Origin of the sequence: Caldicellulosiruptor bescii DSM 6725, from assembly GCF_000022325.1 — a bacterium.
GTDB lineage: Bacteria > Bacillota > Thermoanaerobacteria > Caldicellulosiruptorales > Caldicellulosiruptoraceae > Caldicellulosiruptor > Caldicellulosiruptor bescii.
In genome coordinates, this window is the sequence record NC_012034.1 from 765589 (window position 1) to 789666 (window position 24078).

19 protein-coding genes, 3 pseudogenes and 1 riboswitch are annotated in these 24078 nt (G+C 36.6%); of the genes and pseudogenes, 19 read left to right on the forward strand and 3 right to left on the reverse strand.

Annotated features, from left to right (window positions below):
* Positions 1-85: 85 nt before the first annotated feature.
* From ATHE_RS03390 to ATHE_RS03450, 12 genes and pseudogenes are all read left to right on the forward strand, one after another.
* Positions 86-691 (forward strand): annotated as a pseudogene (locus ATHE_RS03390) (IS607 family transposase).
* Positions 660-2167: pseudogene (locus tag ATHE_RS03395) on the forward strand (IS200/IS605 family accessory protein TnpB-related protein). Before ATHE_RS03390 ends, ATHE_RS03395 begins: the two co-directional pseudogenes overlap by 32 nt.
* Before the next feature lie 102 nt (positions 2168-2269).
* Entirely contained in the window at positions 2270-2470 is a 201-nt protein-coding gene (locus ATHE_RS03400) for a type II toxin-antitoxin system VapB family antitoxin (protein ID WP_013403845.1), read from the forward strand.
* Positions 2467-2865, forward strand: a pseudogene (gene vapC / locus ATHE_RS15355) (type II toxin-antitoxin system VapC family toxin). Before ATHE_RS03400 ends, vapC begins: the two are co-directional and overlap by 4 nt.
* Before the next feature lie 96 nt (positions 2866-2961).
* Positions 2962-3086: riboswitch (SAM riboswitch) on the forward strand.
* 111 nt (positions 3087-3197) lie between these two features.
* Positions 3198-4388: a methionine adenosyltransferase gene (metK, locus tag ATHE_RS03415; RefSeq protein ID WP_013430869.1), complete on the forward strand. Its 1191-nt coding sequence runs from the start codon at positions 3198-3200 to the stop codon at positions 4386-4388.
* 84 nt (positions 4389-4472) lie between these two features.
* Positions 4473-4877, forward strand: a complete 405-nt coding sequence (locus ATHE_RS03420; protein WP_015907245.1) for a hypothetical protein — start codon at positions 4473-4475, stop codon at positions 4875-4877.
* Positions 4878-5002: 125 nt separating this feature from the next.
* Positions 5003-5587, forward strand: coding sequence for a hypothetical protein (locus tag ATHE_RS03425; protein ID WP_041727336.1), 585 nt, complete (start codon positions 5003-5005; stop codon positions 5585-5587).
* A 47-nt stretch (positions 5588-5634) separates the two neighbouring features.
* On the forward strand, positions 5635-8031 hold the full coding sequence (gene recJ, locus ATHE_RS03430; RefSeq protein ID WP_015907247.1) for a single-stranded-DNA-specific exonuclease RecJ: 2397 nt from the start codon (positions 5635-5637) through the stop codon (positions 8029-8031).
* A gap of 21 nt (positions 8032-8052) precedes the next feature.
* Positions 8053-8493 carry an NfeD family protein gene (locus ATHE_RS03435; RefSeq protein WP_041727080.1) on the forward strand — a complete coding sequence of 147 codons (441 nt, stop codon included), beginning with the start codon at positions 8053-8055 and terminating at the stop codon, positions 8491-8493.
* 13 nt (positions 8494-8506) lie between these two features.
* Positions 8507-9442 (forward strand): SPFH domain-containing protein, encoded by a 936-nt coding sequence (locus ATHE_RS03440; protein ID WP_015907249.1) that lies wholly within the window; start codon positions 8507-8509, stop codon positions 9440-9442.
* Between the two features lie 28 nt (positions 9443-9470).
* Complete coding sequence (locus tag ATHE_RS03445; protein ID WP_015907250.1) at positions 9471-9830, forward strand: YlbF family regulator; 360 nt, start codon at positions 9471-9473, stop codon at positions 9828-9830.
* A 32-nt stretch (positions 9831-9862) separates the two neighbouring features.
* Entirely contained in the window at positions 9863-12592 is a 2730-nt protein-coding gene (locus ATHE_RS03450; RefSeq protein ID WP_015907251.1) for a UPF0182 family membrane protein, read from the forward strand.
* 39 nt (positions 12593-12631) lie between these two features.
* Here ATHE_RS03450 and ATHE_RS03455 read toward each other — a convergent pair whose 3' ends face one another.
* Positions 12632-13024, reverse strand: a complete 393-nt coding sequence (locus tag ATHE_RS03455) for an amino acid permease (protein WP_041727083.1) — start codon at positions 13022-13024, stop codon at positions 12632-12634.
* A gap of 519 nt (positions 13025-13543) precedes the next feature.
* On the opposite strand from ATHE_RS03455, the gene ATHE_RS03460 reads away from it, so the two are divergent.
* Both ATHE_RS03460 and ATHE_RS03465 read left to right on the forward strand, forming a co-directional pair.
* On the forward strand, positions 13544-14830 hold the full coding sequence (locus ATHE_RS03460) for a class II aldolase/adducin family protein (RefSeq protein ID WP_015907252.1): 1287 nt from the start codon (positions 13544-13546) through the stop codon (positions 14828-14830).
* A gap of 25 nt (positions 14831-14855) precedes the next feature.
* Positions 14856-15905 (forward strand): class II aldolase/adducin family protein, encoded by a 1050-nt coding sequence (locus tag ATHE_RS03465; RefSeq protein WP_015907253.1) that lies wholly within the window; start codon positions 14856-14858, stop codon positions 15903-15905.
* 57 nt (positions 15906-15962) lie between these two features.
* Here ATHE_RS03465 and ATHE_RS03470 read toward each other — a convergent pair whose 3' ends face one another.
* Positions 15963-17264 carry a PHP domain-containing protein gene (locus ATHE_RS03470; RefSeq protein ID WP_015907254.1) on the reverse strand — a complete coding sequence of 434 codons (1302 nt, stop codon included), beginning with the start codon at positions 17262-17264 and terminating at the stop codon, positions 15963-15965.
* A gap of 28 nt (positions 17265-17292) precedes the next feature.
* The gene (gene srlD / locus ATHE_RS03475) at positions 17293-18072 is read right to left on the reverse strand and encodes a sorbitol-6-phosphate dehydrogenase (RefSeq protein WP_015907255.1); all 780 of its coding nucleotides are present in this window, start codon (positions 18070-18072) and stop codon (positions 17293-17295) included.
* A 208-nt stretch (positions 18073-18280) separates the two neighbouring features.
* Here srlD and ATHE_RS03480 point away from each other — a divergent pair, with 208 nt between their 5' ends.
* The 5 genes from ATHE_RS03480 to lpdA all read left to right on the forward strand — a co-directional run bounded on the left by ATHE_RS03480 (position 18281) and on the right by lpdA (position 24075).
* A complete protein-coding gene (locus ATHE_RS03480) occupies positions 18281-19546 on the forward strand; it encodes a zinc-binding dehydrogenase (RefSeq protein ID WP_015907256.1) in 1266 nt (421 codons plus the stop codon).
* A gap of 44 nt (positions 19547-19590) precedes the next feature.
* Positions 19591-20277 carry a lipoyl(octanoyl) transferase LipB gene (gene lipB / locus ATHE_RS03485; RefSeq protein ID WP_015907257.1) on the forward strand — a complete coding sequence of 229 codons (687 nt, stop codon included), beginning with the start codon at positions 19591-19593 and terminating at the stop codon, positions 20275-20277.
* Positions 20278-20297: 20 nt separating this feature from the next.
* Entirely contained in the window at positions 20298-21173 is an 876-nt protein-coding gene (lipA, locus tag ATHE_RS03490; RefSeq protein ID WP_015907258.1) for a lipoyl synthase, read from the forward strand.
* Positions 21174-21323: 150 nt separating this feature from the next.
* Complete coding sequence (locus tag ATHE_RS03495; RefSeq protein ID WP_015907259.1) at positions 21324-22685, forward strand: dihydrolipoamide acetyltransferase family protein; 1362 nt, start codon at positions 21324-21326, stop codon at positions 22683-22685.
* A 25-nt stretch (positions 22686-22710) separates the two neighbouring features.
* Complete coding sequence (gene lpdA, locus ATHE_RS03500) at positions 22711-24075, forward strand: dihydrolipoyl dehydrogenase (RefSeq protein WP_015907260.1); 1365 nt, start codon at positions 22711-22713, stop codon at positions 24073-24075.
* Positions 24076-24078 lie beyond the last annotated feature (3 nt).

Consider the following 24078-nt stretch of genomic DNA (forward strand, 5'->3'; position numbering starts at 1 on the left):
TATGTGTATTAAGATATACATAGGGAGGCAGCAACAGTTGAAAATAGTTATGAAAAAGGGTATAATTTTAATTAGGTGATGATAGATGTTATTAAGTATGCAAAAAGTAAAAGAAATATACTCAATCAGTCGAAGGACGCTTATAAACTGGGAGAAAGAGGGGTTAATTACTCCTGTTAGAACCCAAAGGGTAGAAGAAGGTATAAAAAAGAAGACATAGAAAAACTACTGGGTATGATAAAGGAAAAACCAAAGCCAACCGTTGTTTTGTATACAAGGGTATCAACAAAAAAGCAAGAAGAGTACCTTAAAAATCAGATTAGAAGACTTGAAGAATATGCCAATTCTCAGGGGTGGCAGTATGAGACTATATTTGTGATAGCGAGTGGGGTAAACGAGAACAGAAGGGGACTGCTGAAACTTTTGAACAAGATTAAGAGAGGAGAAGTTGAAAAAGTTGTAGTGGAGTATCCTGACAGACTTGCAAGGTTTGGGTTTGAATATCTCAAATTTTTTATGGAAAGCTATGGAGTAGAGCTTATAGTGCTAAATGGTCAAGAAAACGAAGAAGACATAAACAAAGAACTGGCAGAGGATTTAATAGCAGCAGTATACATCTTTTGCAGCAAGGATTTACGGACAAAGAGGTGCAAAAAAGCATGGTAACAGTTCAAGCCAAGCTAATTTTTGAAAGCGGGGAAGATAAGCAAAAAGTCTTGGACCTTATGAGAAGATGGTCATCATGCATGAGGTATGCATACAAGAGGTTACTTGAAGGGCACAAAAGGAATGAACTAAAAAGAGAGCTGCAGGGAATTTTCAATCTTAATTCCCGATACGTGGATGATGCAATAATGAAAGCAAAAAGCATTTTGACCTCATGCAAAGAAAGAGGAGAAAATCCCAAGAAGGTTATTTTTGGTGGCAGGCAGCTTTTCGAGAAGCTAAAGAGGCGGCATATAAACGGCAAGCCTTACGAAAGACTCAAGATTGAATGGCAGGAGAGAAGGAAGGGGAATCTGTATTCAAGAGGAGACAAGAGCAAGAAAGGTAATCTCAATACAAGGATTGAGATAGATGAAGATTGTATGAAACTTAGAATCAACGTAGGAGAAAGGGAGCATGTATATGCGAAAATACAGCCCGGATGGAAGATAAAAGATGGAACGAACATTGATAGGAATCAACTTCTTGAAGCGATAAGTATTTCTGGACAGCCCTATTCTGTCCAGCTGAAACTTAAAAGTGGTGTAGTATATGCCTATTTCACTGTTGAAGAGGAATTTCCAAAGGCTAAGATAACAAAAGCGAATGGAGTTATGGGGATAGACACGAATGCATATCCAAAGAATGTTGCATGGGCAGAAACAGATGAGCACGGGCAGTTTCTGGGATATGGCAGAATACCACTTGAGAAGCTTGAAAGTGGCAGTTTTGATAAAAGAGAGTATTACAGGTGGCAGTATGCTCATGAGATTGTAAAAATAGCAAAAGAGAAGAGAAAAGCTATTGTGATTGAAAGACTGTACATAAAAGACAGGGAAAAAGAGGAGATTTTTCAGGTAGAAAATCAAGACGGATAAGACACTATTTTGGGTATGGGTCACTTTTAGAGAAAGTAAAACTTTTAGCAAAGCGAGAAGGGATAGAGGTTATAGAAGTAGACCCGGCGTATACTTCTGTAATAGGGATTTTGAAGTACGCGCTGCAGTTTATGGTGACAAAAGATGTAGCTGCAGCATATGTAGTAGCAAGAAGGGGACTTGGATTAAATGAGAGGATACCATCAAACTATATGGAGTTTTTGAGCAGACTTGATGTCAGTAGTTTGGAAGAACTAAAAGAGTATGTAAGCAAAACGGTGAAGAATGTAATTTTGAGGAAGAAGCAGATAAGGGAAATTGAATATGTAATGCGGATGATACAAAGCCCTGGGAGTGAGCCAGGGAGGGTATCAGGACCTCTGGACGGAACAAGTTCTGGTACCTATGGTAAAGACAACAATCTCTGGCGAGTTCTCAGGGTAGCGGTGGTAACGCCACTCTCCCCTGACAGGGTGTTGCGTGATATGTCTGTCTTGAAATCGTTATTGATTTCAGGGCAAGTGGGGAAGACCTGTAAGGGCGCAAGTTCCTGTTTCTTGGGGCAGGGGCTATGGCTTTCCTAAATACCGCCTGCTGGGGTTGGGAAAGCCTGAAAGGCGGACTACAAATACCCCAGCCATCAAACTTGTGTTAGTGTGCACAGTTTGGTTGACCAGGTGTATAAAATGAGGACCAATATTTTTATAGATGAAAATTTATTAAAGAAAGTGATGGAGATTGCTGGAGTAAAGACAAAAAAAGAAGCAGTTGAGATTGCGTTGAGGGAGTACTTAGAAAATCACACACGAAAGAATTTGTTGGAGTTGAAGGGCAAAATAATGTTTGCAGAAGATTATGATTATAAAAGGATGAGGGCAGGGCAATGATTTTAGTTGACACTTCTGTGTTGATAGACTTTTTTAAAGGGAATACAAACGAAAAAGTAGAAAAGTTTGAAGGGGTATTAACAAATAAAATACCATTTGGAATTACTCATTTAATTTACCAGGAGATTTTACAAGGTGCTAAAAATGAAAAAGAGTTTGAGCTATTAAAAGAATATTTGAGTACTCAACCATTTTACGAATTGACAAAAGGAAAAAAATCGTATGAAGAAGCAGCGCTGCTCTACTTTTAGTGCAAGAAAAGAGGCGTAAATCTTAGGAGTACTGTCGATGTGATAATAGCCCAGATAGCTATTGAAAATAATCTTTACTTGCTCCACAATGATAGAGATTATTCTAAAATTGCTAAAGTTGAAAATAGGTTAAAAGAGTACTGAATGTAATAACATTTCCGGTTGACAATGCCCTTTTGTTTTGTTAATATTAATGAGGCAAATTTAAAAATTGAATATTGTAAATATATGAGAAGCTTATCCTTATCAAGAGAGGTGGAGGGAAAAAGGCCCGATGAAACCCGGCAACCGGCAAAGCTTTTAGCTTTGCAATGGTGCCAACTCCGTCAGAAAGCAAAATATCTTAGCTTTCTGAGAGATGAGGATAAAACTTTTGCAAAAGAAAGTTTTGCCTCTTCTTTTCAGAAGGGGCTTTAAATTTTTAAAGATTTTCAAGAGAAGTTTTTATTTTACTTAAAAGGAGGTAAAAATTTCAGATGAGAAAGCTATTTACATCAGAGTCAGTAACAGAAGGTCATCCTGACAAAATCTGTGACCAAATTTCAGATGCTGTGCTTGACGCAATATTGGAAAAAGACCCCTACGCAAGGGTTGCGTGTGAGGTTGCGGTAACAACAGGCCTTGTTCTTGTGATGGGCGAGATTACAACAAAATGCTATGTAGACATACCAAAGATAGCAAGGGATACAATAAGAGAGATTGGCTATACACGTGCAAAATATGGATTTGATGCTGACACATGTGCTGTTATAACCTCAATTGACGAACAGTCACCTGACATTGCAATGGGTGTTGACAAAGCTTTAGAAGCAAAGCTTGGTGAGATGACAGAAGATGAGATAGAGGCAATTGGTGCAGGCGACCAGGGTATGATGTTCGGATTTGCATGTGATGAAACACCTGTTTTGATGCCAATGCCAATCTATCTTGCTCACAAGCTTGCAAGAAGACTTGCTTATGTGAGGAAAGAGGGTATATTGCCTTATCTTCGTCCAGATGGCAAGACTCAGGTTACAGTTGAGTATGAAGATGACAAACCAGTTAGAGTTGACACGGTGGTTGTATCTACACAACACAGTCCGGAGGTTACTCATGCTCAGATAGAGGCAGATGTTATTGAGCATGTTATAAAACCTGTAATTCCAGAAGGAATGCTTGATAAAAACACAAAAATTTTTATAAATCCTACAGGAAGATTTGTGATTGGCGGACCACAAGGTGATTCAGGTCTAACAGGAAGAAAGATTATTGTTGACACTTACGGTGGGTATGCACGCCATGGAGGTGGTGCTTTTTCTGGTAAAGACCCGACAAAGGTTGACAGGTCTGCAACATATGCTGCAAGATATGTTGCAAAGAACATTGTTGCATCAGGGCTTGCAAAAAAATGTGAGGTTCAGGTTTCATATGCAATAGGTGTTGCAAGACCACTTTCAATTAGGGTTGACACATTTGGCACGGGTAAAATTAGCGATGAAAAGATTGCTGAGATTGTAAAGAGGGTATTTGATTTGCGCCCTGCTGCAATAATTAGAGATTTGAACTTAAGGCGTCCTATCTACAAGCAGGTTGCTGCCTATGGTCACTTTGGAAGAGAAGATTTGGACCTCCCGTGGGAAAGAACAGACAAGGTAGGTGAAATACTAAAAGAGGCTCAGAACGTTTAAAATTCTCGAAAGAATAGTTCTAACTTTTTAAAAACTTTAATAATGTTTATTAGAGATTATTTTAAGTAGATTTGAGCAAATTTAATGGATAAAAAGAATACAGCAGTTTCAGTTTATCAATATATATGGGTTATAGTAAAGTCTTTGTTCATGGCTTGCTTTTTGATATTTGTTATATCCATTTTTGTAATGTATTTCTCTATGCCAGACAGGGTTGCATTTTTTCTTACGTTATTTTCTATGTTTGTAGGAATAGCATTTTCGGGCTATGAAGCAGCAACTTTGTCACTAAGTAATAAAAAGATTGCAGCGTTTTTGGTTTCGACTTTTGTTGCAGCTGCTCTTTTTGCCTTAAGTATTATATTTAAAAAAGGCTTTAATGTTTCAAAATACCAATTATATATTCTTATATTTGGACCGCTTGTAGGATTTTTAACAGGTGCACTCAATTCAAGTAAAGCGAAAAGACCAAGAACAAAAAGAAGATAAAGCTCAAAATAATGCATAACCCTTTTGCTTTTAAAAGAGCAAAGGGGTTTTATTTTTTTGCTTTTAAACCGTTTATGGTATATAATAATTTCAAGAAAAAATTAATCTTTTTGGGGGAAAAGATAATGAAACAAAAGATTGCATATCTTATCAGCAGCCTTTTTACAGTTCCTATGGTAGCACTACTTGTTTTTACTATCATGTGGTTTGACAATAGTTATAAAAACTTTAATGGGAATTTCTACTACTATATAAATTCGATATTCTTTTTTACTATAATTCCCCTTTGTGCTTACATTGTTGCAAGAAGTTTTCCAAAGTTTAAGGCCGTGGGAAGAGAAGTTGAGAGAAAACTTGCGTTTGTGTTCGGAATAGTTGGATATCTGCTTGGAAATATAAGTTTAATGTTTATGAAAAAACCAACAAGGGCCATGGTAGGACTTTATTTATCATATCTTATATCAGCCTTGATTTTGGCATTTGTAAACAAGGTCTTGAGATTCAAAGCAAGTGGTCATGCATGTGGAATTACCGGTCCGATTGTTGCAATAAACTTTATTGCGGGAATAAAGATGATCTATTTGGCTTTGCTCATTCCTCTTGTCATGTGGTCAAGACTTGTACTCAAAAGACATGATACAAAACAGCTTCTGGCAGGTGCTGCCACATCTTTTTTTGTAACACTCATAATAATGATTTGGATATATTGAGTTTCATAAAAAGTTATTTTCTGCCTCTGAGGGGGATTTTTTGAGGTATGATTTTTCAGAAAAAGAGATGGATTTTGAAAGATAACAGCAACATTGAAGATATGGATATTGAAATTGATGGTAGGAAAATAAAGCCTCAAATTATAAAGGTTTTGAACAATAGAGGTATACAGGAAAAGGAGGAAATAGAGAAGTTTTTAAATCCTTCACTTAAAAATCTTCACAATCCATTCCTTTTGCCTGATATGAAAGAAGCAGTTAAAATTATAAACCAGGCTATTTTGCGCAAAAGTAGAGTGCTTATATATGGTGATTACGACTGCGATGGAGTTACAAGTACATATTTGCTTTATTCAGTTTTGAAAAATTTTTTGCCAACAATATATTATATCCCCAATAGATTTAAAGATGGATATGGGCTCAACCTTGATGTTTTAAAGAAACTGGAAGACAAGTTTGACCTGCTTATTACTGTTGACACGGGGATTAGCGCACAAAATGAGGTGAAGTATCTCAAAGAAAAAGGGAAAACAGTTATAATAACAGACCATCATGAACCGAAAGAAGTTTTGCCAGAGGCTGATGCTGTGATAAATCCCAAAAGAAAAGATAGCATTTATCCTTTCAGGGATTTGGCGGGTGTAGGTGTTGCGTTCAAGCTTTTACATGCACTCAAAAGCTCAGGGATAAATCTTAAACTATCTGAGTACCTTGATGTTGTTGCGATTGGAACAATTGCAGATGTAATGCCTCTTGTTGAAGAGAATAGGGTTTTAGCAAAGTTTGGGCTTAAGATTTTAAAAAATACGAAAAATGTCGGACTCAAGAAACTTATAGAAGTAGCTGGACTTTCGTCAAAAGAGGAACTGAAACCCTATGATGTGTCGTTCATAATTGGTCCGAGGCTGAACGCTGCTGGGCGAATTTCTGATGCGAATTTGGCTGTATCACTTCTTTTAGAGCAGGATATTATAAAGGCAGAGAGCATCGCAAAAAAGCTTGACGAAGAGAATAGAAAACGTCAGGAAATAGAAGAAAAGACAATTAAAGAAGCTCAGAGCTTAATTAATAAAAATAAAGGTATTTTAAGAAAGAAGATATTTGTTCTTAGCAATGGTTCATGGCATGCTGGAGTTGTTGGGATAGCTTCTTCAAAAATCACAGAAAAATATTACAGACCTTCTCTTTTGCTGACACTTGCTGACGAGGGTGTTTTAAAAGGTTCAGGAAGGTCAATTAAAGGTTTTAACTTGTTTGAAGCACTCAGAAACTGTGCAGGAATTTTGCTCAAGTTTGGTGGTCATGAACATGCAGCAGGTCTTTCACTTCCTGTTGACAATGTTGACAAACTTGACGAGATTTTAAACTCAATTGCACAGGATTATCATTTTATGATATTCAAGCCGGCAATTGAAATTGATCTTGTGCTCTCTTTAAATGAAATTGATGATGAACTTATCGACCAGGTTTATCTTTTAGAACCGTTTGGTGTTGGTAACCCTGAACCAACTTTTTTGATAAAAAATCTTGTTGTAGAGAATTTTAGGTTCATGGGTGATGGTAACAAATACTACAAATTTTTTGCTGGCAACTCAACAAAATATGATGTTGTATGCTTTTCCAACTTGGAAGATGAAGATGAGCTGATTTCAATGAAAAAAGTAGATATTGTTTGCAAACTCGAAAAGAATCTTTTTAACAGTGTGAGAAAAAATCAGTTCAATATTCTTGATATTTGCGAAAATGTTAGTTTTGGAGTTATAAAGGACTTATATAATAATTTGAAGGCTGTTAGAAATAACTGCTTAAGTTTTCAGAGATATGAAGTAAAAAGAGGCAGTTTGCAGGATATAGAAGAAAAAAGGTGTGTTTTTGTAGCTTTTTGGCCGCACATTGTTCTCAATTTTCTTAAATTTTTAAAAGGAGAAGACGTGGAGAGTGAATTTTTTGAATTTTTAAATAAACAAGGTAGGATAATTCAGCATCAAAGTAGCCTCAAAGAGGTGTATTTTGACGATATCTTTGCAACAAGGCTTGATAAGCTAAATGCTATTGTGAACGAGGCAGATTTGGTTGTTGCTCTTGATATGCCTTCTTATCAGTATGTCAAAAACTTTTATCAAGATGCTAACACTCTTTTGATTGACCTTGATAACAAATTTGATGAATTTTCACTTCACATAAATGAAGAATGTGTTAATGTTTATAAAACATTGAGGGACTGTGAGTTTATATCTTACAATTTTTCGGGTATATATGAATCAGACCCATTTTTGAATGTGGTAAAATTGCTTTTTATTGTCCAAATGTTTGAAGAGGCAGGTCTCATTTTAGCAGAGGTTACTCACGAGGGAATTGAGGTAAAAGAGTTTTTTAAAACACAAGAAAAGGTGAACCTAAAATCTACAAAGGTGTACAGCTTTTACAGAACATTGAAAGGATAAAAGATGAAAGGGGGAGTTTTGTTGAATGTAGGCGTTTATGACTTTATATGGCTTGGGATTGCTCTTGCAACTCTTGCTGCTGATATGTTTATAGGTTTTGTTTTGTTTCCGATTTATATATCTGCTTTTGTAGTGTTCATTCTTGACTTATTTATAAACAATATAGCACTTGAAATGGGGATATTTATTGTTTTGGCAATTATTATTTTCTTAATTTTTAAGCCCAAGATAAAAAGGTTTCTTCAAAACATGCCAAAAATAGAAAATAGAAGTTTTGTATCTGTTGGCGATGAATTTTTTGTTGAAGAAGTATCTGAGGATGGATACTTTGGTAAGATAAAAAAAGACGGGATATTTTATAATATTTATTGTCAAGAAAAACTTCAAATTGGTGATAAGGTCAGGGTTACAAAGGTAGATGGGCTAAAAATCTTTGTTGAAAAAATTGAAAATAAAGTGTAAGGGGGAAATGTAAATGTCAGCAATTGGTTGGGTAATACTTGTTATTGGATTATTTTTAATATTTTTCTTCTCAAGCATCAAGGTGGTCAGGACAAAATACTGCTATGTTGTTGAAAGAATCGGTCAGTTTCACAGGGTTTTGGAACCTGGTGTTCATCTCATCATTCCGTTTATTGATAACGTTAGAGCAAAGGTAAATATGCAGGAACGAATTCTTGATGTTCCGCCACAGGATGTGATTACAAAGGATAATGTCAGAATAAAGATTGACTCTGTTGTGTTTTTTGAAGTATTTGACGCTAAAATGTGTACTTACAACATTCAAAACTATCAGGCAGCGATTATGTATTCAGTGCTCACTAATTTGAGAGATGTTGTTGGTAACATGACACTTGACGAGATATTTTCATCAAGGGAAGTAATTAACTCAAGGCTCACATCTGTTTTGGACCAGATAACAGATAATTATGGTGTTAAGGTTAAAAGGGTTGAGATTAAAGATATTATTCCGCCAGCAGAAATTACCCAGGCAATGGAAAAGCAAATGAAAGCAGAACGAGACAAAAGAGCAATGATTTTAGAGGCAGAAGGTGTAAGAGAAAGTGAAATTGCAAAGGCAGAAGGGTATAAGCAGGCGCTTATAAAGAGAGCTGAGGGTGAAAAGCAGCAGAAGATTTTGCAGGCAGAAGGTCAGGCTCAGGCAATAGAGATGGTAGCTAAGGCTCAGGCAAATGCTATTGCATATGTCAACAGGGCAATAAAAGAAAGTGGAACAGATGCGGTTGTGCTTGCGATGAGACAGATTGAGGCTGCAATTGAGATTGCTAAAAATCCGGCAAATAAAGTATATATCCCAACAGATGCGTTCAAAAATCTTGGAACTCTCATTGGCGCTTCTGAGCTAATAAGAACAAATGATAGTACAAACTCTCAATCATCATCACAATAAAAAATGATGAGAGGTGGCAAAACGAAAGATGAGGAATGTGTATGACATTGCATATGAACTTGCCACTGCTTTGAAGGAGTCAAACGAATTTAAAAGGTTTAAAGCTGCAAAAGAAAAGATTGAAAAGGATGAAAAGCTAAAACAGATGATTTCTGATTTTAAAAAGAAACAGTTCGAACTTGAACAAAAGCGCCTCAAAGGAGAGGAAGTTACAAGCTCTGACGTGTACTCCTTGCAGCAGCTTTATCAAATAATCTCATTGAATCCTGATATAGAAGAGTACCTTTCTGCTGAGATGATGCTGGCAAAGATAATTGCTGACATTTCAAAAATCATTGCCGACAGTATTGAGTTTAAAGATGAGCTATGGGGATTTGCAGATAAATAAGTAAAAACAAAAGTGAGGGGATTTGTTCGAAGATGGCAGATAGAATAATTTATGATTACAAAAGGGAAAAGACGAAAAGGATTTTAAAAAGAGCAGGGTTTGGTTTGGCGCTGCTGATTTTGGCTGCAATTGTGTTTTCAATTGCATTTGATTTGTTTTTGGAACTAATCCAGATAAGAGAGATTGGTAAGAATTTTGTCAGTGTGTTCTGGAAAAATTTCTATGTAAAACTTTCTGTGCAGATAATTTCTTTTGTTATATTGTTCTTTGTGTTTTTTATAAACAATGCAATTGTGAAAAAAAATATCGAAAGAATTGTAGGGAAAATTGGTTTTTTGAAGAAGAACATTCCCAACATTATTCTTTCTATTTTCTTGGCACTTGTGACAAGTAAATATTTGGAAAACAATCTCTATATAAAGTTTTTGACATTGACACATTCAAAACCTTTTAATATCAAAGATCCAATCTTTAAGAAAGACATAGGCTACTATGTATTTGAAAGACCTTTTTTTCTGACTGTGGTAAATTTCCTCTTTTTCTTGATGATATTTGTATGTATATACACAGTGGTGCTATATTTGCTTCTTTACACAGCTTCATTTGTTAGCAGAACAAGTTCGTGGAATATTCTATCTGACAAAAAGGTCAGGGCTCATATATTTTTCAATCTTATACTCATATTAGTTGTTAAAATGTTCACATTGAAGTATGAAATGGAAGGGCTTTTATACTCTTTCTTTGGAGAGGTTGTTGGTGTTGGGTATACAGACTATTATATTAGAATGAACTATTTTAAGCTTTCTTATATATTTTTGGCTGCAGTCATTGTGCTTAGTATTTACTTTTTTGCAAAAGGAAAGTACACAAACATCGGAAAAGTTATGCTTTCTTATGTTGGATGGGCAGTTTTAGGGACCATAATTTCAGCAGGTTTTCAGTACTTTGTGGTATCACCAAACGAACAGGTATATGAAAGGCCATTTTTAGAGAAGAATATAAAGTTTACACGTCTTGCTTACAATTTAGAAAACATCGAAGAGAAATATTTTCCTGTAGACACATCAAATAATATAACAGCAAAAGATTTGCAGCAAAATAAAGCAACAGTTGAAAATATAAGGATAACAGATTTTCCAACTACCTTAGATATACAAAACCAGATTCAGCGGTTTAAACAATATTATATCTTTAATGACGCAGACATTGCAAAATACACCATAAACGGCAGGATAAAATCGGTGTTTATCTCTGCAAGGGAGATAAACTATGAGGGCATTCCTACAAAGACATATATAAACCAGAAATTCCAGTATACCCATGGTTACGGCGTTGTTATGAGTCTTATGACAGAGGTCACCCCAGAGGGTCAACCAAAGTTCATAATAAAGGATATTCCAATAAAAAGCTTGGATGGTGCCCCAAAAGTCACACAGCCGCGCATCTACTATGGAGAAAAGACAGACCCGTATGTAATAGTCAACACAAAAATTGATGAGATAGATTATCCAGAAGGAGATTCAAACAAGCTCTACAGGTACACAGGTCAGGGGGGAATAAAACTTACACCGCTAAACAGACTGATATTTTCATATGTATACAAAGATTTTAGGCTTCTTGTTTCCTCTGCGATAAATTCAAACAGCAAAATTCTTATAAACAGAAACATTGTTCAAAGAGCCAAAAAGGTTGCACCGTTTTTGGAGTTTGACCCTGACCCATATATCCTGATTGATGGGAAGGGCCGTTTAGTGTGGGTTTTGGATGCGTACACAAAGACAAGTTATTTCCCATATTCAGAGCCTACCGAGGAGGGTTTTAATTATATCCGAAACTCTGTAAAGGTTTTGATTGATGCGTACAATGGCACCTTGAAGTTCTACATTGTTGACAAGAGCGACCCGATTGTGAATGTATACAAGAGCATATATCCTCAGCTTTTTGAAAAAGGAGACATTCCCAAGGATATCGCTGAGCACATAAGATTTCCAGAGTATATCTTCAAGGTTCAGGCAAGTGTGCTGAAAAGATATCACATGACAAACCCTAATGTGTTCTACAACAAAGAAGATTTGTGGGATTTCGGGAAGCACAAAACCCCTGATGGCTCAATTGACTATATTCCCCCATATTATAGCGTAATGAAACTTCCAGATTCGCAAAAAGAAGAGATGATTTTGATGGTACCATTTACACCGCTAAAATACAATACAATGATTGCATGGCTTGCAGCAAAAAGTAGCAAAGAAAATTATGGAAAGCTTGTGCTTTACAAGTTTCCGAAAGGCTCAACTGTATATGGTCCGCTGCAGGTGGAAAATATGATTGACCAGGACCCACAAATCTCAAAAGATTTGTCTCTTTGGAATCAGGGAGGTTCTAAGGTAATAAGAGGTAATTTGTTGGCACTGCCTATAAACCAGAAGATTTTATATATCGAACCCATATATATTGCATCTGACAACGCATCAGCTTTGCCAGAGGTAAAAAGAGTGATTGCTGCCTGCAACGGCAAAGTAGTAATGGGAAGCAGCCTAAATGATGCTCTCACGCAGCTGATTGGGCAGCAGCTTGCACAAACTACTCAAGAGCTACAAACGCCGCAGCAGCAAGGTGCTCAGGAAATTCAAAGCTTTTCTGAGCAGCTTTCAAAGTTAAAAGGTATATTTGAGGATGCTAAGAAAGCTTTGAAAGAAGGTAACTGGGAAGAATTTGGGAGGAAGTTCAAAGAACTTGATGAGATGATGAAAAATATAAAGTAACATGAGGAGGCTCTTTGTGGGAAACCCCAAAGAGCCTTTTTAGTTTTTCTTTTTAACAAAGATTACATACACAGGTAAACCAAGAATAGTAACTAAGATGGAAAAGATTGAATCTGTAGGGTTTGAAAAATTGATTATAACTATTGCTGTCAAGATACTCAAAGCTAAAATATCATGCATCATCTGATTTGCATTTAACATACTTGATACTTGGTCTGCAAACAAAACTGATAATGCAGAAAGTATGGCGGGTGTATAAATTAGAGTATTCATCCAACCAAACAAAAAAGAAATTTTATTGCCATAAATTTTTTCAAGATAGACATAAAGCCCGCCTGTGTGAGGATATCTTGCTGAAAACTCAGCAGCAACAAGGGCACCGCACAGTGACATAACTCCGCCTAAAAGCCATGCAAAAAAAAATAAAAGCAAAACTTCCAGAGTACTTTGCAACAGGTGTTGCTTTAAAAAATACACCTGAACCGATTACCATTCCCACAACTAAGAACAGTACCATCCAGATATTTAGATTTTTTTCTTGAGAGGAATGTTGCTTTCCATCTTGCGCCCCTTTTTGGATAATCTATTTCAAAAGTTGCAAAAGCTTTGTCGCATTTAGCTAAAAATATAACACAAGTAAAATCTTTGTGCAAGATAAATGTTATCGTGGTGAAACTTTTTAGCAGTGGTTTGTTTTGAAATGATTTTTGTGTATTTTTAATAATCTAACAACAATTTGCAGAGTAAATTAACAATTTAATTAGTTTAAATTTTAAATAAATCATAGTGACAAAATACCTGAGTTATATTATAATAATTAATAAAAGACATCAAAATCAAATACAAAAACACATAAATACAAAACTATTTAACTTTAGCTTTAAAAATCAAGCATAATTAAACATAAAATCAAAATTGCACAAATATCGGTTGTAGAAAGGAGCATAAATTATGAAATTTGAACTACTACATCCAGCCGACCAGATAGTAATGATAATGGAAAGGATATATGGTTATGGTATGACAACAACATCTGGTGGCAATATATCAATTAAAGATGACAATGGCGATATCTGGATTACACCCTCTGGCATAGACAAAGGAAGTTTAAAAAGTAGCGATATTGTTCAGGTAAAAGAAAATGGAGAGATTATTGGCAAACACAAACCTTCTGTTGAACTTCCATTTCACGAGATGATATACCGAGCACGGCCTGATATAAAAGCAATAATTCATGCGCACCCACCAGCGATTATGGCATTTTCACTTGCACGCAAAATTCCAAATACCAAGCTTATTCCAAATGTCCATCTAATATGTGGCGAGGTTGAGCTTGTTGAGTATGCTTTGCCTGGAAGTACTGAGCTTGGTCAGAAAATAGCTGAGACTTTCAAAAAAGGGGTATCAACAGCTGTTTTATCAAACCACGGGATTGTTGTAGGTGCCGAAAACCTTTTCAAGGCTTTTATGGCGTTTGAAACGCTTGATTTTTGTGCTCAGCTTGAGATAAGGGCAAGGCTTATTGGTGAATCAAGACAACTCAGACCAAAAGATATTGAGATTTCAAAAGCAAAACAGGATATTCAAATGGATGAATTCATTCCAAAAACATATTCGAGTTTCGAAAGGCTATCAAGGAAAAAGATGTGTGAGCTTATCCACAGGGCATATGACCAGAGACTTTTTACAAGCACGCAAGGAACATTTTCACAAAGGCTCAGTGACAATTCTTTTATAATAACTCCTTACATGGTTGATAGGAAGTATATTCAGCCAGAGGATATTGTGAGAATAGAAAATGGGTACAAGGAGGCTGGGAAAAAGCCAAGCAGGTCAGTTCTGTTGCATAAGTTTATTTATGAAAAGCATCCAGATGTCAATGCAATCATAATTGCTCATCCGCCCAACATTATGGCTTTTGCAGTGACAGATAATGATTTTGATTCTAAAACAATACCCGAAACTTATATTTCTCTCAGAAACGTAAAAAAAATTCCGTTTGGTTCATCGTTTATGCAGCCAAAAATGACTGCAGATGTGTTTTCTAAGGAGACTCCAGCTGTGATTGTTGAGAATGATTGTGTAATTGTTGTTGGTAAAGACCTTTTAGATGCATTTGACAAGCTTGAGGTACTGGAGTTCACCGCAAAGGCCATCATAGATGCAAAGAGGTTGGGTGATGTTGTGCTAATAAGCCAAGAAGAGATTGAAGAGATAGAAAGAGCATTTAAACTGTGAAAAATATTTTGAAAGGGATGATGAGATGGAAAAAAGTAAAAGTTTGCACGAGCTTGTATGGCTATGCCAGAAGATTGGCAGAAAAATTGACTATGTTCAGGGTGGCGGGGGAAACATTTCTGTAAAGCTTGACTCACAGTATATGGCGATAAAAGCTTCTGGTTTTAGGCTTGACCAGGTGACAGAAGAAGACGGGTATGTAATTGTAGAATATCAAAAAATAAAAAGCTTTTATGAGAATGTTAATCTTTCACAGGTTAAGGACTATGAAAAAGAAAGTTCAGAAGTTGTTCAAAAGAGCGTCTTAAGTTTTCCCGGTAGGGTTTTAAGACCATCGGTGGAGGTAGGGTTTCACTCAATCCTTGACAGGTACGTCATCCACTCTCATTCTGTATATGCTAATATCTTGGCTTGTTCACATGAAGGCAGGCAGCTTTGCTACCAAATTTTTAAAAATGAAAATTTTAACTTTATCTGGATATCTTATATCAATCCTGGTTTTTCGTTGACCATTGAAATTGCAAACCAGCTTAGAAGCCTGCCAGCTGAAGATAAAAGGCCGAAGGTAATCTTCATGGAAAATCATGGACTTATTGTGTCTTCAGATAATATGCAAGAAACATATGAGGTACATGAGAGGGTTAACCTTTTGATAAAAAGGTGGTTCAAAATAAGAGGACGATATCCGTCTTGTGTGCTAAAACAAATTGGTGATAACAGATATCAGAGCAGAACAAGGTTTGTTTTGGATTTTATAAAATCAGAAATGTTTGAAGTTGAACTATTTGAGAAGTATCCTCTTTATCCTGACCAGCTTGTTTATATAAACTCAAGTCTGTATGCAGAAAATCCAAAGATAGAAATAGATTTGCCAAGAGGCAGAGTTATATACAATGCAGCCTATTCAGAGGCGCTTGCAACTGAAGAGACTTTGCTTGCTTATCTTTATGTGATAGCCAAAATCAACAAGTTTGGTCTTACTATAAAAACTATGTCAGAGGATGAAATGGAGTATATCAAAAACTGGGAGAGCGAAAAATATAGAAAAGAGCTACTAAAGAAAATGGCAAAATAAGAAGGCAACAAGTGTTCTTGACCGCTTGTTGCCTTTTTATGTTCAACATTATCACTTTCAATCTGGTTTTGCCCACATTTTAATGCCGATGTTTTTAAAATATTCTATTCTCTCCCTTAAATTTGGAAACTTTTCTTGCATTTTTTCTGAGAAAAATCCTAACTCTTTGTCCTCTGTTGCCATCATTTCATGTCCAATCAAAGCCCATGTAGTATCTATCAAATGTTTAAACTCATCCTGATTTAATGCTTCACATATAAAACTTTGGCGAGGGGAATTTATGTCTTCTCCGCTTATCTGAAGAAAATTATATTTTTCACATAAGTTTTTGACTCTTTTGAGCTGAGAAAGAGTATTTCTTGAGGGCATGTATGTTACTGCTTTTATGCCAAGCTCATTTAAAACCTCAAACAGAAGTTCAAGATAATCATCTTCAAATTTTTCTCTTCTTTTATCGCCTGTGACAGATTCAACAACATCACCAAGGTAGGCATATGCAATTATTGCACCTATCTTATGTGAAAACTCTACAACCTCTTTTATGTCAGGGCACTCTTCTGTGGCATTTATATAGAACTTTGGAGTAAAATCGCTCTTGAGAAGACCTAACAAGTCATACTCATAAAAAGGATTTTGCTCATCGTTGAGAAAGCTTTCTACCTTTTTACTAATCTTAATTTTCAATTCATCTTTGAAAAAATTTATCAATCTTTTTCCTTTGCCAACTCTTTCAATGATTTTTTTTGCAAGAGCAAAAAGTATATGTCTTTCTGTGACAGTTCCACCTTCTTTATATTTTGAAATACTCACAACATCCTTTTCAAAATCCAAAACAATTTCGTACTTTGAAAGAAGGCTATTAATGTTTTCTACCATCAGTCTATTTCTTCTCATTCTCCTCTCCACGTATGGTTTGAAAAATTTCATTACAGTTTCAACTTGGTTATGTGGAATTCCATGAATTGCAACATAAGCAATTGAATGCTGGTCAGGATTATTTATCTTTTTGCCTGAAAGCAAAGTTTTTGAAAAATCAGCTCTGCACTCAACACCAATTGTTGTTGCAATACCTGCTAATTTACCAGCAACAATAAATTCATTGCTACCTGCTATAGTATCATGGTCCATTATGCCTGCTGTCGGAAGACCGCTTTTTGCGGCCATGTAGATTGCCTTTGAAGGAGAGTATGGTGAAAATGAGTAGAATGTATGTATGTGATTGTTTATGACGCTACTTTTTGGTGGCAAGGAAATCTTGCCTTGTCTGACAAGCTCAAAGAACTTTGAAAGAGCTTCAAGTCTTCTCTCCTTATCTTCATGATTTAGTTCTTTTTCAAGCTCAAACTCAACTTGTGCCATGTTGCCAACCTTGCTCCTTTTTCAAGATTTATCTCATTTCCTGACCACCTGTTACATTTATAGCTTGCCCTGTCATATAGCTTGCCTCATCAGATGCTAAAAATACGAGAACATTTGCAACATCGTCATATGTGCATGCACGCCTGAGTGGTACTTGGCTCAAATATTTTTCTCTTATCTGTTCTGGTGTAAGTCCTTGATTTTTGGAGTACTGCTCATAAAGGCTGTTTACCCACAAAGGTGAGTCAAGCAAATTTCCCGGGCATATAGCATTTACTCTAATCCCGTACTCTGCAAGCTCAAGTGCCAAGCTCTGGGTAAGACCAATGCCACCAAACTTTGATGCAGAGTATGCGGAGTTTTTGTATGATCCTTTCTTTCCAGACTTACTATTTATCTGGATTATATTTCCTTTTCGGCGTGGAATCATCACTCTTGCTGCGGCTCTTGCACACAAGAAATATCCAATGAGGTTTACATCGATTACCTTTTTCCACTCAGCAAGTGAAAATTCTGTAATAGGCTTTGCAATCAGTATTCCGGCATTTGCAACCATCAAATCAAGCTGGCCAAAAGTTTCAATTGTCTTGTCGACCATTGTTTCGACATCTTCTTCGTTTGTAACGTCACACTTTACAGCAATAGCTTCAGATAGCTCACTTGCAACTTTTTGAGCACCTTCGAAGTTTATATCTGCAACAACAACCTTGCATCCTTCTTTGTCAAGTCTTCTTGCTAAAGCTTCGCCAAGCCCCTGGGCAGCCCCTGTAACAATCGCAACCTGTCCCTCTAATCGTTTGCAGATCATATTATAGTACCCCCTTTTTGATATTGTTTTAACATGTTGTCTTTTTGCTCTATCTAAAATTAATTATACAATATGTGTTGTGTTTATGTCTATATCAATTTGATTTATTTTTGAGTTTATTGATTTTTTGACTAAGATGTATTATCATTATCTTATGATAACATTGATGTTATAGTTAAGATTTTGATTTGTAAAGGAGGATATAAAAATGAAGACAAAAGCTGTGAGATTATATGGCAAAAACGATTTGAGACTTGAAGAATTTGAACTTCCACCAATAAGAGAAGACGAAATTCTGGCAAAAGTAATTTCTGATAGTCTTTGCATGTCTTCTTACAAGGCAGCAATTCAAGGAAGTGACCATAAAAGAGTACCAAAAGACATAGATAAAAACCCTGTTATAATAGGCCATGAATTTTGCGGGCAGATAGTAGAGGTAGGTAAAAAGTGGCAGGATAAGTTCAAACCAGGTGACAAATTCACGGTTCAGCCTGCGCTGAACCTCAAAGACAATCCGTATGCAGCACCGGGATATTCGTTCCAGTACATTGGTGGTGATGCAACATACATCATTATTCCAAATGAAGTAATGGAACAAAACTGTCTTTTAAAGTATAAAGGTGATGCTTTCTTTTACGGCTCACTGGCTGAGCCAATGTCGTGCATTATTGGTGCATTTCATGCAAGCTATCACACACAGCCAGGCAAGTATATACACAGAATGGGAACGTTAGAAAACGGTTTTATGGCAATCTTAGCAGGTGCTGGACCAATGGGGCTTGGAGCAATTGACTATGCTGTGCACGGCCCTAAACCACCAAAACTGCTTGTTGTGACAGATATAAACCAGGAAAGGTTAGATAGAGCAGCCTCAATATATACTCAAGAGGATGCTAAAAAGTATGGTGTTGACCTTTATTATGTCAATACTGCCAATATAGATGATGTTGAGAATTATCTTCTTTCATTTACTGATGGCAGAGGCTTTGACGATGTGTTTGTCTTTGCACCAGTCAGAGAACTTGTTGAACTTGCAGATAAAATTCTTGCAAGAGATGGGTGCCTAAACTTTTTTGCAGGACCGAGCGACCCCAATTTTTCAGCACTTTTGAACTTTTACAATGTCCATTACAACTCAACGCACGTTGTTGGAACAAGTGGTGGAAATACCGATGACATGATTGAAGCGCTTGATTTGATGGCAAAAGGTATCGTCAACCCCGCTGCAATGATTACTCATATTGGAGGGCTCAATTGTGTAGCGCAAACAACTCTAAATCTTCCCAAAATCCCTGGCGGAAAAAAGCTTATATACACAAACATAGAGCTTGACCTTGTAGCAATAGAAGATTTCAAGGAAAAGGGAAAAGAAGAGCCTCTTTTTGCAGAGCTTGCAAAGATTGTTGAAAGAAATAATGGCCTTTGGTGCAAAGAGGCAGAAGATTTTCTTTTAGAAAATGCTAAGAAGATTTGACAGTTAAAATTGAGTATTAACAGTATGAAAGGAAGATATGCAAAGTGTGTATAAATGTCTGTTATTTGGGAGAGGTAGAGTATCAAGAGGCTCTTTTTATTCAAGAGAGGATTTGGGCGTTGAGGGTTGAAAAAAAGATTGGTGACACACTGCTGCTGCTTGAACATCCTCCTGTTATCACAATAGGAAGACGTGGCAGCAAGAAAAACATACTTGTGTCAGATGAATTTTTAAAGAAAATGGATGTCAAGGTGTTTGAGGTAAGCCGTGGCGGGGATGTGACATATCACGGTCCTGGTCAGCTTGTAGGATACCCAATTTTTGATTTGGCTTTGACAGATAGAGACATAAAAAAGTTTGTGTATCTTTTAGAAGAAGTTTTTATAAGGCTTTTAAAAGACCAGTTTGGAAAAGAAGCGCACAGGGATGAAAACAAATACACCGGTGTTTGGGTTGGCAATGACAAGATAGTTGCTATAGGTATAGCAGTTAAAAAGTGGGTGACCATGCACGGGTTTGCTTTCAATGTAAATACAAATCTTGAACACTTTTCGTGGATTGTCCCGTGCGGACTGAAAGATAGAGGTGTTACATCCTTAGAAAGACTGATTGGAAGCACAATTCGGTTTGAAGATGTGGTGGATAAGGTTCAGACTTATTTTGGAAAGGTTTTCGGCAAGAGTTTGAATATATTGGGCAAAGAAAAACTTTTCGATTTGCTAAAAATTTAAACACAAGAAGGTATGGAAAGATGAGCTATCTAAAAAAGCCTGATTGGCTGAAGATAAGAGTAAAGGCAGATCAAAAAATAGATGATGTCATAGAAATTTTAAAAATGTTTTCTCTTCACACTGTATGTGAAGAAGCTCAGTGTCCAAACATTTATGAGTGTTTTTCAAAAAAAACTGCCACTTTTTTGATTATGGGAGATGTATGCACAAGAAACTGCACATTTTGTGATGTCAAGAAAGGGAAACCTGTGAAGTTAAATAGTGATGAGCCTAAGATGGTTGCAAATGCTGTAGGTGCATTGGGACTAAAGTATGTTGTTATAACCTCTGTTACAAGGGATGATTTGCCAGATGGAGGGGCTTCTCACTTTGCAGAGTGCATAAGAAGCATAAAAGGAAAAAGGCCATACACAAAGATTGAGGTTCTAATTCCTGACTTTAAAGGTAGTTTTGAATCAGTTTCAAAGGTTGTAGAAGCTTCACCTGATGTTGTTGCACACAACATAGAGACCATCGAAAGGTTATATCCCTGCGTAAGACCTTTGGCAAGTTATAAAAGGTCGCTCGATGTCTTGAGGATGGTAAAAGAGATTGATAAGAATATATTTACAAAATCGGGTATCATGGTTGGACTTGGTGAGACAAAAGATGAAGTTAAAAAGGCACTTGAAGACTTAAGAAATGCAGAATGTGATTTTGTAACAATAGGACAGTATCTATCTCCTTCCAAAAATCACCATCCTGTTGTTGAGTTTGTTCATCCGGATGTCTTTGAAGAGTACAAAGAGTTTGCAATTTCAATTGGATTTAAGTTTGTTATGTCAGGTCCTCTTGTGAGAAGTTCATATATGGCAGAAAATACAAAAGATATAATTGAAAATGTCCGCAAAATATAAAATTAGAAATGCAAAAATCAAAATAACATTGACAAAAAAACAAACAAAATGATACTATTAAATTGGAGATGAAAAAAGTTAACATGATAGATGAAAAAATATATCAAACATATTGAAATAAATAAACAGCTAAAATGGAGGTTTTTTGAGATGGCAACACCTGTAATAATGCCCAAGCAAGGGCAGACTGTTGAAAGTTGTATAATTACAAAGTGGCACAAGAAGAAAGGTGATAAGGTTGAGGTTGGCGACCTTTTATTTTCTTATGAGACTGACAAGGCAAGCTTTGATGAGGAAGCAAAAGTAAGTGGTGTTCTTCTTGACATTTTTTTTGAAGAGGGTGAAGAGGTTCCTGTCTTGACAAATGTGTGTGTGATTGGTGAGCCTGGTGAGGATGTACTTAAGTTCAATCCAAAGACCTTCTTGGAAGCTCAAAAAGATGACATCTCACATTTGCAGACATCTGAACAAGACGTGCCGATGGAAACTCAAGCAAAAATTCCAGGGGACTATTCTCCAATTGAAGGGAAAATAAAAATTTCGCCCAGGGCAAAGAACTTAGCTGAAAAATTAAATGTTGATTTTAGGTTTGCAAAACCTTCAGGACCGGACGGAAGAATAATTGAAAGAGACATTTTAAAGCTTTTTGAGTCAGGGCCTGTGTTCACAAGTGCGGCAAAGCAGGAAGCAAAAGAAATTGAAGATGCTCAGATTTTAGAACCAACTGGCATTGGTGGTAGAATTACAACTTTTGACATTGAAAGGGCAAAACAAGAGGCTTATGTTGAAAAACCTTCTGAGTCTTCTGGGCAGAATGTAGAATATGAAGATGTGCCGCTATCTAACATCAGAAAGGCTATCGCAAAGGCTATGTATCTATCACTTACCACAACAGCTCAGCTGACATTACATACATCATTTGATGCAAGTAAAGTCCTTGAGTTTAGAAAGAAAGTAAAAGAAAACAGAGAAAAACTGGGACTTGAGGATATCACAATAAACGATATAATCCTTTTTGCTGTCTCAAGGGTTTTACCAAAACACAAATCGCTCAATAGCCATTTTTTGGATGATAAAATGAGATATTTCAAGAATGTTCATCTTGGGTTTGCAGTTGATACAGAGCGTGGTCTTATGGTGCCAACAATATTCAATTGTAACCAAAAGAGTTTGAGTCAAATTTCAAAAGAAGCAAAGGAGCTAATTGCCCTTTGCAGAAAAGGAACAATCTCACCAGACCTTTTGAAAGGAGCAACATTCACTGTCACTAACTTAGGAAGCTTTGGCATAGAAAGTTTTACACCTATCCTAAATCCTCCTCAGACAGGTATTTTGGGTGTAAATACAATTGTTCAAAGGCCTAAGGAAGAAGATGGGCATATAAAATTCTATCCTGCAATGGGGCTATCACTAACATTTGACCACAGGGCGTTAGATGGAGCTGATGCAGCAAGGTTTTTGAAGGATTTAAAGGAGCTTTTAGAAAACTTTGATTTGCTTTTGGCACTCTGATTCTGAAGAAAGGGTGAAAACTTAGATGAAATACGACCTTATAATCATAGGTGGTGGACCTGCGGGGTATCTGGCAGCGGAAAGAGCTTCAAAAGGAGGAATTAAAACGCTCTTAATAGAAGAAAGGTATTTGGGCGGTGTTTGTCTCAACGAAGGCTGTATTCCTACAAAAACTTTACTGTACAGTGCAAAGATTTTAGAAGGGGCAAAGCACGGTTTTAAATATGGTGTTGAGGTAAAAAATATCACGTTAAACCATAAAAAGGTACTTGAAAGAAAAGACAAAGTAATAAAAACTCTTATGGCAGGAATAAAAAGTAAGCTCAGAAAAAGCGGTGCTGAAATACTCAGCGGCCATGGAGAGATTTTGGGAAGAAACAGCAAAGGATATATTGTGGCGGTGGGCGATAAAGAATTTGCCACAGATAGACTCTTGATTGCCACCGGTTCTTCGCCTTTCATTCCACCAATTGAGGGCGTGAAAGAGGGGCTTGAAAGAGGTTTTGTGCTAGCCAGTCGAGAAATTCTTGAGATTGAAAGTGTGCCAGCATCGATGGTTGTGATTGGTGGGGGAATTGTTGGGCTTGAGATGGCGTCATATTTCAATTCGGCAGGTTCAAAAGTGACTGTGATTGAAATGCTTGACCACATTGGCGGCAGCATGGACAGGGAAATTTCGAATATACTGCTTGAAGCATACAAGAAAAAGGGAGTTGAGTTTGAACTTTCAGCAAGAGTTACTAAAATTGATGACCGAAAAGTGGTGTATGAAAAAGATGGAAAGATTTTTGAAAAAGAGGCAGAGAAAGTTTTGCTGAGCGTCGGAAGAAGGCCAAATATAACAGGGTTTGGACTTGAAAACATAGGAGTTGAGATTGAAAAAGGGTGTATAAAAACAGATGAGAGAATGAAGACAAATGTTCAAGAGGTGTATGCTGCGGGGGATGTAAATGGAAAGCTCATGCTTGCTCACACAGCATACAGAGAAGCAGAGGTTGCTGTATGGAATATGCTTGGAAGAAGGGTGAAGGTGAACTACAATTCTATTCCTTCTGTTGTATATACAAACCCGGAGGTTGCATGGGTGGGCGAGAGTGAAGAGTCGGCAAAAGAAAAAGGCTTAGAATATGAAGTTACAAAGCTTCCCATGCTTTACAGTGGGAGGTTTGTTGCCGAAAATGAAGAATTTGACGGGCTTTGCAAGATATTGATTGATAGAAAGAAACGAACAATACTTGGCTGTCACATGATAGGAAACTACAGCTCAGAAATAATTTTCGGTGTTGGTGTGATGATTGAGGCACAACTGAGAGTTGAAGATATAAAGGATATTGTATTTCCACATCCGACGGTTAGCGAAATCATAAGAGAGGTCATATTTGAACTATAGAAT

Excerpts from the sequence above, each read along its gene's own strand:
- lipA (WP_015907258.1), top strand. The coding sequence starts at position 20,298 with ATGAGCTATCTAAAAAAGCCTGATTGGCTGAAGATAAGAGTAAAGGCA.
- ATHE_RS03465 (WP_015907253.1), top strand. The coding sequence starts at position 14,856 with ATGGAAAAAAGTAAAAGTTTGCACGAGCTTGTATGGCTATGCCAGAAG.
- ATHE_RS03480 (WP_015907256.1), top strand. The coding sequence starts at position 18,281 with ATGAAGACAAAAGCTGTGAGATTATATGGCAAAAACGATTTGAGACTT.
- ATHE_RS03440 (WP_015907249.1), top strand. The coding sequence starts at position 8,507 with ATGTCAGCAATTGGTTGGGTAATACTTGTTATTGGATTATTTTTAATA.
- recJ (WP_015907247.1), top strand. The coding sequence starts at position 5,635 with ATGATTTTTCAGAAAAAGAGATGGATTTTGAAAGATAACAGCAACATT.
- lpdA (WP_015907260.1), top strand. The coding sequence starts at position 22,711 with ATGAAATACGACCTTATAATCATAGGTGGTGGACCTGCGGGGTATCTG.
- ATHE_RS03450 (WP_015907251.1), top strand. The coding sequence starts at position 9,863 with ATGGCAGATAGAATAATTTATGATTACAAAAGGGAAAAGACGAAAAGG.
- srlD (WP_015907255.1), bottom strand. The coding sequence starts at position 18,072 with ATGATCTGCAAACGATTAGAGGGACAGGTTGCGATTGTTACAGGGGCT.
- ATHE_RS03400 (WP_013403845.1), top strand. The coding sequence starts at position 2,270 with ATGAGGACCAATATTTTTATAGATGAAAATTTATTAAAGAAAGTGATG.
- ATHE_RS03470 (WP_015907254.1), bottom strand. The coding sequence starts at position 17,264 with ATGGCACAAGTTGAGTTTGAGCTTGAAAAAGAACTAAATCATGAAGAT.
- ATHE_RS03495 (WP_015907259.1), top strand. The coding sequence starts at position 21,324 with ATGGCAACACCTGTAATAATGCCCAAGCAAGGGCAGACTGTTGAAAGT.
- ATHE_RS03425 (WP_041727336.1), top strand. The coding sequence starts at position 5,003 with ATGAAACAAAAGATTGCATATCTTATCAGCAGCCTTTTTACAGTTCCT.
- metK (WP_013430869.1), top strand. The coding sequence starts at position 3,198 with ATGAGAAAGCTATTTACATCAGAGTCAGTAACAGAAGGTCATCCTGAC.
- ATHE_RS03420 (WP_015907245.1), top strand. The coding sequence starts at position 4,473 with ATGGATAAAAAGAATACAGCAGTTTCAGTTTATCAATATATATGGGTT.
- ATHE_RS03460 (WP_015907252.1), top strand. The coding sequence starts at position 13,544 with ATGAAATTTGAACTACTACATCCAGCCGACCAGATAGTAATGATAATG.
- ATHE_RS03445 (WP_015907250.1), top strand. The coding sequence starts at position 9,471 with ATGAGGAATGTGTATGACATTGCATATGAACTTGCCACTGCTTTGAAG.